The organism is Achromobacter deleyi (assembly GCF_016127315.1).
GTDB lineage: Bacteria > Pseudomonadota > Gammaproteobacteria > Burkholderiales > Burkholderiaceae_B > Achromobacter > Achromobacter insuavis_A.
In genome coordinates, this window is sequence record NZ_CP065997.1 from 466,915 (window position 1) to 478,938 (window position 12,024).

General features: G+C 62.4%; 10 protein-coding genes and 1 pseudogene. 8 read left to right on the forward strand and 3 right to left on the reverse strand.

Going from position 1 to position 12,024, the window contains the following annotated elements; all coding sequences use genetic code 11:
* Positions 1-8: 8 nt before the first annotated feature.
* Positions 9-1,487: an IS5 family transposase gene (locus tag I6I07_RS02010; RefSeq protein WP_180188947.1), complete on the reverse strand. Its 1,479-nt coding sequence runs from the start codon at positions 1,485-1,487 to the stop codon at positions 9-11.
* Between the two features lie 88 nt (positions 1,488-1,575).
* Here I6I07_RS02010 and I6I07_RS02015 point away from each other — a divergent pair.
* A pseudogene (locus I6I07_RS02015) lies at positions 1,576-1,797 on the forward strand (DUF3363 domain-containing protein); the annotation flags it as partial.
* Positions 1,798-1,872: 75 nt separating this feature from the next.
* Here the strand turns inward: I6I07_RS02015 and I6I07_RS02020 are convergent.
* Together I6I07_RS02020 and I6I07_RS02025 are read right to left on the reverse strand one after the other, a co-directional pair.
* The gene (locus I6I07_RS02020) at positions 1,873-3,306 is read right to left on the reverse strand and encodes a heavy metal sensor histidine kinase (RefSeq protein WP_012202384.1); all 1,434 of its coding nucleotides are present in this window, start codon (positions 3,304-3,306) and stop codon (positions 1,873-1,875) included.
* A complete protein-coding gene (locus I6I07_RS02025; protein WP_012202383.1) occupies positions 3,278-3,970 on the reverse strand; it encodes a heavy metal response regulator transcription factor in 693 nt (230 codons plus the stop codon). Before I6I07_RS02025 ends, I6I07_RS02020 begins: the two co-directional genes overlap by 29 nt.
* A 255-nt stretch (positions 3,971-4,225) precedes the next feature.
* Here I6I07_RS02025 and I6I07_RS02030 point away from each other — a divergent pair, with 255 nt between their 5' ends.
* The 7 genes from I6I07_RS02030 to copD all read left to right on the forward strand — a co-directional run bounded on the left by I6I07_RS02030 (position 4,226) and on the right by copD (position 12,013).
* Positions 4,226-6,127: a copper resistance system multicopper oxidase gene (locus I6I07_RS02030; RefSeq protein WP_012202382.1), complete on the forward strand. Its 1,902-nt coding sequence runs from the start codon at positions 4,226-4,228 to the stop codon at positions 6,125-6,127.
* A gap of 25 nt (positions 6,128-6,152) precedes the next feature.
* Positions 6,153-7,133, forward strand: coding sequence for a copper resistance protein B (locus I6I07_RS02035; protein ID WP_012202381.1), 981 nt, complete (start codon positions 6,153-6,155; stop codon positions 7,131-7,133).
* 37 nt (positions 7,134-7,170) lie between these two features.
* Complete coding sequence (locus I6I07_RS02040; protein ID WP_006226241.1) at positions 7,171-7,656, forward strand: DUF411 domain-containing protein; 486 nt, start codon at positions 7,171-7,173, stop codon at positions 7,654-7,656.
* Between the two features lie 33 nt (positions 7,657-7,689).
* Positions 7,690-7,962 (forward strand): DUF2933 domain-containing protein, encoded by a 273-nt coding sequence (locus I6I07_RS02045; protein ID WP_008063316.1) that lies wholly within the window; start codon positions 7,690-7,692, stop codon positions 7,960-7,962.
* A 286-nt stretch (positions 7,963-8,248) separates the two neighbouring features.
* The gene (locus tag I6I07_RS02050) at positions 8,249-10,555 is read left to right on the forward strand and encodes a heavy metal translocating P-type ATPase (protein WP_232244050.1); all 2,307 of its coding nucleotides are present in this window, start codon (positions 8,249-8,251) and stop codon (positions 10,553-10,555) included.
* Positions 10,556-10,695: 140 nt separating this feature from the next.
* Positions 10,696-11,082 carry a copper homeostasis periplasmic binding protein CopC gene (copC, locus tag I6I07_RS02055; RefSeq protein WP_008063308.1) on the forward strand — a complete coding sequence of 129 codons (387 nt, stop codon included), beginning with the start codon at positions 10,696-10,698 and terminating at the stop codon, positions 11,080-11,082.
* Between the two features lie 4 nt (positions 11,083-11,086).
* Positions 11,087-12,013, forward strand: coding sequence for a copper homeostasis membrane protein CopD (gene copD, locus I6I07_RS02060; RefSeq protein ID WP_180188946.1), 927 nt, complete (start codon positions 11,087-11,089; stop codon positions 12,011-12,013).
* The last annotated feature ends 11 nt before the right edge of the window (positions 12,014-12,024 follow it).

Below are 12,024 nucleotides of genomic sequence, written 5' to 3' on the forward strand. Positions count from 1 at the left end.
TGCAAAATTCATCCCCGAGCCAAGCTGACCCGCGATGCGCCGCGCGAGCGCGGGATTTCCTGGACATGTCGCGCTGGTGCGAGTTGCACGAGCGTCGCGATCAGGCGCAACAAAAGGCCCTTGAGCCCCAGGCGCACGATGGCGCGCAGCAGCCATCGGATGTTGTAGCCGGCCGCACACAGCACCGCATGCAGCGCGTCGCCCTTTGCGCCCTGCAGCCAGCACCGATCCATCCCGTTGTCGTGCTTGAGGTGTCCGATGGCCGGCTCCACCGCCGGCCTTCTCTTGAGCCAACGCCGCTGCAGGTCTGTCAATGACTTGAAGCGGCCCCGGTGGATGATCTCGATGTCTGGATTGGCCGCATCCACGCCCCGGAACCCCAGGTCCACCACCGCCTGCTTCGGGCTGGCGCCGGTGTCCTCCGTGAGGATCCTCACCTGTTCGAGTTGCTCGGCCAGCGTGTGACCGTCGTAGGGGTTGCCCGTGAAGCTGCGAGTGCCCACCACCAGGCCCTGCTTGTGCGTGACGGCCACGCTCACCTTCACGCCGAACTCGTAGGGCTTCCTGGCCTTGCCCTTGCCGATGCACTCGGCTTCCGGCGCGTGCAGGGCGTAGAGCTTGTTCTTGTCCTTGGGCTTCTGGGTGCGGATGCGCTCGGCTCGGCCCATCAGTTCACGCAGCCTGTGGATCGTCAGGGGCGACGCATCGACGGCTTGCGCCATCTTGCGTTCGACCTCGCGCAGCACGATCCCCAGCACCGTGCGCTGGCGCTTGAGCACGCGCTGAAGGCGCTTGAACTGCTTGGCATGGGCGTAGCCGCCGGCCTTGCGCCGCAGGGTCTTGCCTTCGCGGGCGAAGGTCTGCTTGAGCGCGATACCGGCGCGCCTGGCCGCAGCCACGACCTTGTGGCGGGCGATCTCCAGCAGGCGGGAGTCCACCGGGTGGGCGATGGCCTTCTCCTGGACGGTGGTGTCCACGATCACGCGCTCGAATTCGGCCGGCTTGATCGCCGTGGAGGCCACCGCCGTGTCGATGGTGGCCTTCAGGAGTTCCTCGATGCCAGCCTCGCCCAGGGCTGAGCGGAAACGCCCGATCTGGGTGGCATCGCAGGGCAGGCGCGGTTCGTAGAAGGTCATGCCGCTGAAGTGCTGCCACACGACGTTCTCGGCCCAGCGCTCGACGAGCTCTTCATCGCTGAGCTTGTAGGCGTGCTTGAGATACAGCAGGCTGGCCATGAGGCGTGTGGGAAGACGCGGGCGGCCCGCTGCGGCGACACCGGCGCCTGCGACTTGCAGCGAGGGGCCGAAGAGGTCGTCGTGTTCGAGGACTCGGCCGGTGCGAGCCTGGCGTGCGAAGTACGGGGCCAGTGTCGCTTCGATCTGGGGCCAGGGAAGCCGGCTCGCCAGCACCGCCAGCGGGTGGCGCAGGTCGATCATCTCGGTCAGGCGGGGGCGGAAGAAATCGGCCGTGTCGGGGGTCTCGGGCATTGCACAAATCTCTCAGGAATCAGCTGCCTGTTCAACGGATTCCGGGGGATTCGGTGGACCAGAATCGATCATGAATCCAGTGTTCATGCGGGTTGTGGGGGATTTGCAGGGCCGACTAGCTGGCATCTACCGGCGCAGCGTCATGCTCGCCAGCGGGCGCTACGCGATGCTCGATGACGGCATGGGATTCAGCCTAGTGCCGTGGAAACCAGTGATCGAGCAACGGCTAGGTCAGCAACTTGCTGCCACTGTACGCGGCGGTGGTGTGTCATGGGAGATTGGACGGCAGAAAGGCATGTCCATCATCTGACGAGCAACCTGCTTCCGACGAGTCGAAACTGCGCCCATCCACGATCTGCATTCTCCCGCAATGGCGAGAGGCCAACTAAGCGATGCGAGGCAGCGTTAGATCAAATTTAGTCGCTGTATCGCTGGACGTTGCCTGCACATGTCCACCATGAGCTTCGGCAATTGATTTGACGATGGCCAGCCCTAGCCCTGCACCTGCGTTCTTTCGTTGGCGGGCAGGATCTACTCGGAAAAAGCGATCGAATAACTTCGGCAGATCAGCCTCCGAAATTCGCTCGCCCGGATTTTCGACACTTATCGTTGTCCATCGCTCATCTTGCGCCAAAGCGACTGTAATACGCGACCCATAGGGAGTATGACGGATTGCGTTGGAAAGAAGATTGTTGAGCGCCCGCAGCAACATCTCACGATCCGCCCGTATTGGTTCGGCAGCACCCTTTGCGTAAAGTGTGATGTTGCGGTCTTCAGCTAATGCCTCGAAGTAGTCAAACAAACCTCGGATCAACTCAGCCAAGTCGATTTCGCCGAGGCGGAGATTTCGAGGGTCATTTTCCGTTTGAGCTAGAAACAACATGTCGCCGATCATGCGACTCATGCGATCAAACTCCTCCAAGTTGGAGTAGAGGATCTCCCGATATTCCTCTGCACTGCGGGGTTGCCCGAGCGCCACATGGGACTGCGTAATCAGGTTGGTAACGGGTGTACGCAACTCGTGCGCAATGTCGGCGGAAAAGTGCGACAGGCGGACAAACCCTTCCTCGATTCTGGCCAGCATGTCGTTGAAGGCGACCACAAGTTCAGCCAGTTCTATAGGTACGTCCAGAGGATCAAGTCTCACATCTAGCTTTGAAGAGCGGATCGTGCGAATCTCCTCGTTGACCTTGCGGATTGGAAGGTGGCCCCATTGCACGGCCAGCCAAGCCACCCCGAGCGCAATGCAGAGAACAAGGCAGGTCGCCCACCAGAGCATGCGCTTGAACTCTGCCAAGAAATCGAGATGAAAGCCGATGTCCATGGCAGCGACGATGCGGTAGCCAGGTGCCGCCGAATCGTCGGCAGGCAGTTGTAGCGCCACACCTCGATAAGACCTCTGATTCTCTTGCCACACCGTCAAATCGTCGGCGGTGATGCGGTTGACCAACTTTTTGCTGCTGGCAAGTTTCGACAGGTCAGGACCCGGCGTGGCATAGATGGTATTGCCCGGCCGATCATAGACACCATAGGTCATCCCATGATGTCCTGCCACTGCATTGGCTAAATGCTGCCGCAACTCATCTTTGTCCATGTCATTAGCGATCTGTCGCAACGGCTCTGCCAAGGCCGTGACCACTGCGTCCAGTTCATGGGCGTCCTGTTGGGCAAAGTGGTGCTCCAGGGATCTAACGACAACCCAGTTGAACGCTAGAAATACCAAGGTAGTGGCAATGCCAACCAGGGCCGTGACCCTCAATGCAAGCGACGCGGGACGGCTTCGCCGTGGCTTATGGCGCGAGGTCATCATCAGGCGCATCGAGCGTGTATCCCATGCCACGTACAGTGTGGATGAGCTTTGGATTGAACGCATCGTCGATCTTTGCGCGCAGACGACGGATGGCCACATCAATGACGTTGCTGTCGCTGTCGAAATTCATGTCCCATACCTGAGACGCAATCAACGAACGCGGCAGAACTTCACCCTGTCGGCGTGCCAGCAGTTCGAGCAACGCGAACTCCTTGCTGGTGAGATTGATGCGCTGACCAGCGCGCGTTGCACGTCGGCGCGGCAAGTCCAGCACCAAATCGGCAACTTGGATGCGATCAGGCTGGCTCGGAGCGCTTCCGCGTCGCAGCAGCGTCCGCACCCGCGCCAGCAATTCCGAGAACGCGAACGGCTTGACGAGATAGTCGTCTGCCCCCAGTTCCAACCCCTTGACGCGGTCATCTACGCTGCCACGTGCGGTTAGAAATAGCACAGGGACTTGTTTGCCAGCATCTCGCAGCGAACGCACGATGCGCCAGCCATCGACATCCGGCAGCATGACATCCAAGACCACCAAATCGTAGGTCTCGCTCATGGCCAAGTGGTGTCCGTCCAATCCGTTACGCGCCAGATCCACGACGAACCCTGCCTCCATGAGACCTTGGCGGACGTAATCCGCCGTCTTGTTCTCGTCTTCAACGACCAACAGCTTCATCGCATGCCCCATGAAATCGCTGCGGCGTAAGGAATTTTGCCGCCCACGATGCCCCATTCATTTGCTTCTTAGGGGCAATGTAATAGTCGCTTCCTGCCACGAAGATGACGCGACCATTACATGAATGTAATCCAAGGGTCATTCATCCGAAAGTGGTCACTCCATAGCATGACCTCCATGCGTCGAACCGTGCCGCCCAAGACCAAAGGCGGCTCTAAAGACGACTTTCAAGTTATCTATGGAGGATTTCAGGCCATGCCGCCTCGTTCGCCCTTTGTAATCGCGCCCCCACTGGGCCTGTCTCGTCGGCGTTTTGTTCAGGGGCTGGCCGCTGGCGGCGTCCTGGCCGGGCTGTCCACCCCGGCGCTCAGGGCATTTGCCCAACAAGGCTCCGCGACGCGCGGTGCCGCCCCTGTGCTGAAGGGCACCGAGTTCGACTTGGTGATCGCCGAATCGCCCGTGAACTTCACGGGCAAGCCAGGCGTGGCTACGACCATCAACGGCTCGCTGCCGGCACCGACATTGCGTTGGCGTGAGGGTGACACCGTCACAATCCGTGTGACCAACAAGCTGCGTGAAGCCACATCCATCCACTGGCACGGGATCATCCTGCCGTATCAGATGGATGGCGTGCCGGGCATCAGCTTCAATGGCATCGCTCCCGGCGAGACCTTCACGTACCGCTTCAAGGTTCAGCAAAGCGGCTCCTACTGGTACCACTCGCACTCCGGCTTCCAGGAACTCACGGGCATGTACGGGGCGATCATCATCGACCCCGCTGGTGCCGAGACCATCCGCGCCGACCGTGACCACGTGCTGCTGTTCTCGGATTGGACCGACGAAGACCCGATGCGGGTGTTCACCAAGCTCAAGTCCCAAAGCGGCTACTACAACTACAACCAACCTACCGTCTTCGACTTCTTCCGGGACGCCTCGCGCGACGGCATGGCCGCTGCGATCGACAAGCGCAAGATGTGGAACGAGATGCGGATGAATCCGACGGATCTCGCCGATCTGTCTGCCGCCACGCTGACCTATCTGGCCAACGGCGTCACCCCCGCCGGCAATTGGACGGCGCTGTTCCGACCGGGTGAGCGCGTGCGGCTGCGCATGGTCAACGGTGCGGGCAACACCTTCTACGACGTACGCATTCCCGGACTGAAACTCACGGTGGTGCACGTCGATGGTGTTGACATGGAGCCGGTGACGGTCGATGAGTTCCGATTCGGTCCGGGCGAAACCGTCGATGTGATCGTCCAGCCACGGGATGACGCTTACACGATCTTCGCCCAGGCGATGGACCGGACAGGCTACGCGCGGGCCACGCTGGCCGTGCGTGAAGGTCTTCAAGCTCCCGTGCCTGCCCTCGATCCGGTCGAATGGCTGACCATGAACGACATGATGGGCAGCATGATGGGGGGCATGGACCACGGCGGGTCCGGCCAAGCCATGGAGATGACGGGCATGACGGGCATGACGGGCATGACCGGGATGACCGGGATGGGCTCGGGTTCGATGTCCGGGATGGATCATGGGGCGATGGCTGGCATGAATCACGGCGCCATGAACCACGGTGGCATGGCGATGGATCACAGCCAACACGCCGCGGCGGCGGGGGGACTGGCCGTGCCCAGCACTACTGCTCGCCACGCTCGCACCGAGTATGGTGCCAGCACGGACATGCGCGTTGACATGGCGCGCACCAACCTCGATGACCCCGGCATCGGACTGCGCAACAACGGTCGGCGAGTGTTGACCCTCGCGGATCTGCATACCCCGTCGGGGCCGCTGGACAAGAGAGGCCCTGGCCGGGAGGTCGAACTGCACCTCACGGGCAACATGGAACGCTACGCATGGTCCCTGGACGGGCTGGAGTTCGGAAAGTCCACGCCGGTGCACTTCAAACACGGCGAGCGGCTGCGGGTCATTCTGCACAACGACACCATGATGACCCATCCCATGCACCTGCACGGCATGTGGAGCGAGCTGGAAAGCCCCGACGGTCGCTTCCTTGCGCGCCGCCACACCCTGCCGGTGCAGCCGGCACAACGCATCAGCTTCCTGGTGACAGCCGACGCGCTCGGCCGCTGGGCGTGGCACTGCCACCTGATGTTCCACATGGATGCCGGCATGTTCCGCGAAGTCGTGGTGTCTTGAACCCAGCGCACAAGGAAGACCAAGAATGTCCAAAGCACTCCCCACTCGCGCACTGGCCACGACGCTTCTGGCCCTGGTAAGCGTCGCCGCCCAGGCACAAGCACAGAACGACCATGCAGCGCACGGCCAGGCCGACGCTCAAACGGCCGCGCCATCCACTCAGACCGTGGCTCCTGCCGCCGACCCGCACGCGGGTCACGCGACGTCGGCGAGCGGCTCGACCGCGGCCCCGGCCATGGATCACGGCAACATGCAGATGCAGGGCGGGTCGGCGCCTCCTGACGCCCGCGATCCGCATGGCTACTCCAATGGCCTGACATTGGGATCGGGCGACTACGCCGTACCCGGTGTGCCGCGGCTGATGCTGGCCGACGAACACAGGTTCTTCTCGTTGCGCGGCGAAACCCTGGAACGCCGCTTCACGCGCAAAGGGGACGATTCCACGGCCTACAACCTCCAGGCTTGGTATGGGACGACCTACAACAAGGCCGTCGTGAAGGCCGAAGGCGATATCGCCAAAGGAAAGCTCGAAAAATCGCGTACCGAGCTTCTCTGGGGGCACGCCGTCGCACCGTACTGGGACACCCAGCTCGGCGTTCGGGTGGATAACGGAAAAGGCCCGAGCCGTCAATGGTTGGCTTTCGGCATCCAGGGCCTCGCCCCCTACTGGTTCGAGCTGAAGGCGACGGGCTACGTGGGAAGTGGCGGACGTACGGCGCTGCGTGTCGAAGGCAGCTACGAGCTGCTGCTGACCCAGCGACTGATTCTGGAGCCTCGTGCCGAATTGCAGTTCTATGGCAAGGACGACCCGGAACGCGGTATCGGCAAGGGCTTGGCCGAAGCGTCTGCTGGCTTGCGCCTGCGCTATGAATTCAGTCGCCAGTTCGCCCCCTACATCGGCGTGGAACGGGCGGGCAGCTTCGGACGCACAGCGGACTATGTGCGTGCCGAAGGTGGCCGCGCGCAGCAGACGCGCTGGGTGGCTGGCGTGCGATTCTGGTTCTAGAACCTTGTGGGTTTGATCATCTGATGAGAGGCAATCTATGAACATGCACTACGACAGAAGCCAGGGCAAAGTGCCGAGACGCCAAGCATTGATCGCTGGCTTGTTGGTGATGGCACTCGCAGGACCGAGCCTGGCGCAGAGCCGACCGATCGCCAAGGTGTGGAAGGACCCGAGCTGCGGTTGCTGCAAGGACTGGGTCTCACACCTGCAAGGCGCAGGCTTCGATGTGCAGGTTCTTGACACCGGGAACACGGCAGCGCGCACGCGGCTGGGCATCCCGCAGAAGTACGGTTCGTGCCACACGGCGCAGATCGGCGGCTATGCCATCGAGGGTCATGTGCCTGCCTCGGACATTCAACGCTTGCTGCGCGAAGCCCCGCAGGCCATCGGCCTCGCGGCGCCGGGCATGCCGGTCGGTTCGCCCGGCATGGATGGTCCGGCCTATGGTGGACGCAAGGACGCCTACGACGTGCTGCTGATCGGGAAAAACGGTAGTAGCACGGTCTATCAGTCGCATCTCTGACCATCCATCAACTCTTTTCCGTGGAGATATGCCATGCAGCATCAGCACACACAGACCCCCAGCGATCGTCCCCGGTTCTGGCGATCGCGCTACGGCGTGGCGTTCCTCATCATCGCCGCTGTCGCCGCGTATTTCCTGCTCAAGGAGCACACGGCACATGTTGCCGGCTATCTCCCCTTCCTGCTGCTGGCGGCTTGTCCGCTGATGCACCTGTTCATGCACCGTGGTCACGGCCACGGCGGACACGATCATGCCGCGCGTCAGGGTGAGGAAGGTGCCGCACCCGCCAAGGAGCAGAAGCAATGAGTCGCGTGCTCGCACAGTGCGAGCACGCGACGCCGCGCTTGTCTCCTTGCGCGCCTGCGGCCTGCTGCGATCACCAGACACCAACGGTTAACGGCGGAGGGCACTTGTCACTATGAATTCACCCAGCAAGTCTTCAGGACATGAGCACGCAGGCATGGCGGCGGGTGCCACAACGTCCGGCCCGCATAAGCACCACCATCACGCCAGCCATGCCGGCAGTGACGACGCGGGCGGGTCCTCAAGCCACTCGCAGCCCGATGCCGCGACGCGCGATCCGGTGTGTGGCATGGCGGTCACGGCGGCGTCGGAGCACCGCTCCACGCACTTGGGGAACACGTACTTGTTTTGCAGCACCGGATGCAAGGCCAAATTCGACACCGATCCGGCGCGATATGCCAGCGGTGGCGCGGGCATAGGCACAGGCAGCGGCCATGCGCCGCATCACCATGCCAGCACCGCAGTTTCACCGGCCCCGGCGGCATCGCCAACCGCACCCGGAACGATCTACACCTGCCCGATGCACCCGGAGATCCGCCAGGATCATCCGGGAACCTGCCCCAAGTGCGGGATGACGCTGGAGCCCCTGCTGCCCGACCTCGACGACGACAACCCGGAGTTGCGTGACTTCTCGCGTCGCTTCTGGTGGACCTTGCCGTTGACGCTCGTGGTCCTGGCGCTGGCGATGCTGGGCGAGCGGCTGCACCTGATGGACATGGCTACGCAGAGCTGGGTCGAGTTGGTGCTGTCGTTGCCGATCGTGCTGTGGGCCGGCTGGCCCTTCTTCTCCCGCGGCTGGCTGTCCGTGGTCAACCGCAGCCCGAACATGTGGACACTGATCGGCCTGGGAACGGGTGCGGCATTCATCTACAGCGTCGTGGCAACCGTTGCGCCGGAAGTGTTTCCAGCCTCCTTCATGTCCATGGGACGGGTCGGCGTGTATTTCGAGGCCGCCGCCGTCATCATCTCGCTGACACTGCTCGGCCAGGTGCTGGAACTCAAGGCCCGCTCCCAGACTTCGGCGGCTATCAAGTCGCTGCTGGGGCTGGCGCCCAAGACCGCGCGGCGCATCAATGCGGACGGCAGCGAGGAAGACGTGCCGCTCAGCCATGTGCACGTCGGCGACCTGCTGCGCATCCGACCCGGCGAGAAGGTGCCGGTGGATGGCATCGTGCACGAGGGCAGCAGCTCGATTGACGAATCCATGCTGACCGGCGAACCGCTGCCCGTCAGCAAGCGCGCGGGCGACAAGGTCATCGGGGCCACACTCAACACCAACGGCGCGCTGGTCATGCGTTCGGAGCGGATCGGCTCGGACACCGTTCTATCGCAGATCGTCCAGATGGTCGCCCAGGCGCAGCGTTCCAAGGCACCGATGCAACGCATGGCCGATGTCGTTGCCGGCTACTTCGTGATGGCCGTCGTCGCCATTGCGGTCACGACGCTCTTTGTATGGGGATTCTTCGGGCCACAGCCCACCTGGGTCTATGGACTGATCAATGCGGTGGCCGTCCTGATCATCGCCTGCCCGTGCGCGCTGGGTCTGGCCACGCCGATGTCGATCATGGTCGCAACGGGCCGTGGCGCCACGCAGGGCGTGTTGTTCCGCGATGCCGCGGCGATCGAGAATCTTCGCAAGGTCGATACCCTCGTCATCGACAAGACAGGAACCCTGACCGAAGGCCGACCTGCTTTCGATCAGGTCGTCGCAGCACGCGGCTTTACGAACGATGAGGTGCTGCGTCTTGCGGCCAGCCTGGACCAGGGCAGTGAACACCCCCTGGCCGACGCCATCGTGCAGGCCGCGCGTGCCCAGGGCCTCCAACTCGTGAAGCCTCAGAGCTTTGAATCGGGAACCGGCATCGGCGTGCGCGGAAAGGTTGAGCACCGGCAACTGGCGTTGGGCAACACAGTGCTGATGGAACAGTCTGGCGTATCGGTGGAACCGCTCGTACCCCAGGCCGAAACTCTGCGCGGCGAAGGGGCCAGCGTCATGTACTTGGCTGTGGACGGGCAACTCGCGGGTTTGCTCGCCGTATCCGACCCGGTCAAGGGCAGCACCCCCGAGGCCCTGGCCGCGTTGAAGGCTGCGGGCCTGCGGGTCATCATGGCCACCGGGGACGGGCAGACCACCGCCAAAGCCGTCGGTGCACGCCTAGGCATCGACGAGGTGCATGGTGAGGTCAAGCCGGCGGACAAGCTCATGTTGATCGAGCGGCTGCAGAAAGAAGGCCGCATCGTCGCCATGGCCGGAGACGGCATCAACGACGCGCCGGCCTTGGCGAAGGCAGACGTGGGCATCGCCATGGGAACGGGAACCGACGTGGCGATGAACAGCGCTCAGGTCACGCTGGTCAAGGGCGACCTGCGTGGCATTGCTGTCGCTCGCACGCTCTCGGTGAGTACCGTGGGCAACATGAAGCAGAACCTCATGTTCGCCTTCCTCTACAACGCGCTGGGCATCCCCATCGCCGCCGGGGTTCTCTATCCCCTCACGGGCTGGTTGCTGTCGCCCCTGATCGCAGCATTGGCGATGAGCCTGAGTTCGGCATCGGTCGTGGGCAACGCCTTGCGGCTGAGAGCGAGCCGACTGTGACCGAAACATCTTTCAGAACCAACAGGAGTCTGCTATCGCCCAGCGAACCGTTTCTTTCGTTCCACGCCGTTGCGAAGGTGCAAGCCTTATCTCGGCATTTCGTTCTTAAACCACCCTCACACATCAAGGTAGGAATCTCTATGACCCGTTCACATTTCATCGCCAAGCTCGTCGCGCCGATCGCTGCTGGCCTGTTCGCCACCGCCGCATTCGCGCATCCTTCGCTGGTGTCTTCAACGCCGGCCGACAAGTCGCAGGTTTCCGCGCCAGCCACCATCGAGCTGAAGTTCTCCGAAACGCTGGTGCCGCAGTTCTCCGCCGCAAGCCTTGTCATGACGGGCATGCCGGGAATGGCGAGCCATGGCCCGATGAAGATCAACGCCAGCGTCGCGGGTGCCGGCGACGGCAAGACCATGGTCATCACGCCGGCACAAGCGCTCCAGCCGGGCGACTATCGCGTCGAATGGCGTGCCGTCTCCTCGGACACGCATCCGATCACGGGTAACGTCACCTTCAAGGTGAAGTAAGCCCATGGCCGGGGATTGGTTGACCATCGTCCTGCGCCTGGCGCTTTATCTGGACCTGGCGGCGGCGTTTGGCGTCGCCATGTTCGGACTCTATGCTTTGGGCAACGACGAGCGATCCTCGACGATCTCGCGCCGCTATCGCGTACTCATTGGCGCATCCGCCGCCATCGGCATTGTCCTGTCGATGTGGGGCATGACGGTCATGGCCAAGGCCATGTCCGGCGCCCAAAGCTACGCGGAGCTGTCAACGCACGTTTTCGACATGCTCATTACGGGCACGCACATGGGCATCGCCTGGTGCATTCGCATCCTGGCGTTAGTGACGTGTGTGCTCATCGCCGTGTTGCGCATGAATTCAACACTGCGTTTTGCAGCGATGGCCGCTTCCAGTGGTGTGGCGTTGGCGACCCTTGCATGGGCGGGACATGGCGCCATGGATGACGGCGTGCGCGGATACATTCATCTCGCTTCGGACATCACGCACCTCTGGGCGGCCGGTGCCTGGGTAGGCGCATTGATCGCGTTCTTGGTGCTTGCGGCGAACAAACCAAATACCGGGCAAGGCTCAGTAGAGATCCTGAGCCGAACATCCAATGGTTTCGCTCGGATAGGTACTATGATCGTGGCGGCACTCGTCGTGACCGGAGCCCTGAATTACCTGTTGATCGCTGGGCCATCGCTTGATCCGCTCTTCTCAACGCTCTATGGCCGCCTGCTCGTAGGAAAACTCCTGTTGTTCGGAGGAATGCTCGCGCTGGCGGCAGCCAATCGGTTTCGACTGAGCCCAAGTCTGGAAGCGGCATTGAGAACAGGCAACCACGCACACGCGGTCGTCAAGCTACGGCAGAGTCTGTTCACGGAGGCGACATTAGCCGTTCTGGTTTTGGCGAGCGTTGCGTGGCTTGGCATCCTTTCTCCCAACGGCACCTAATCCTTGACTGG

What these genes read in the sequence shown, in the direction of transcription:
- I6I07_RS02010 (WP_180188947.1), bottom strand. Translation starts at nt 1,487, where the DNA reads ATGCCCGAGACCCCCGACACGGCCGATTTCTTCCGCCCCCGCCTGACC.
- I6I07_RS02020 (WP_012202384.1), bottom strand. Translation starts at nt 3,306, where the DNA reads ATGCGCCTGATGATGACCTCGCGCCATAAGCCACGGCGAAGCCGTCCC.
- I6I07_RS02025 (WP_012202383.1), bottom strand. Translation starts at nt 3,970, where the DNA reads ATGAAGCTGTTGGTCGTTGAAGACGAGAACAAGACGGCGGATTACGTC.
- I6I07_RS02030 (WP_012202382.1), top strand. Translation starts at nt 4,226, where the DNA reads ATGCCGCCTCGTTCGCCCTTTGTAATCGCGCCCCCACTGGGCCTGTCT.
- I6I07_RS02035 (WP_012202381.1), top strand. Translation starts at nt 6,153, where the DNA reads ATGTCCAAAGCACTCCCCACTCGCGCACTGGCCACGACGCTTCTGGCC.
- I6I07_RS02040 (WP_006226241.1), top strand. Translation starts at nt 7,171, where the DNA reads ATGAACATGCACTACGACAGAAGCCAGGGCAAAGTGCCGAGACGCCAA.
- I6I07_RS02045 (WP_008063316.1), top strand. Translation starts at nt 7,690, where the DNA reads ATGCAGCATCAGCACACACAGACCCCCAGCGATCGTCCCCGGTTCTGG.
- I6I07_RS02050 (WP_232244050.1), top strand. Translation starts at nt 8,249, where the DNA reads ATGGCGGTCACGGCGGCGTCGGAGCACCGCTCCACGCACTTGGGGAAC.
- copC (WP_008063308.1), top strand. Translation starts at nt 10,696, where the DNA reads ATGACCCGTTCACATTTCATCGCCAAGCTCGTCGCGCCGATCGCTGCT.
- copD (WP_180188946.1), top strand. Translation starts at nt 11,087, where the DNA reads ATGGCCGGGGATTGGTTGACCATCGTCCTGCGCCTGGCGCTTTATCTG.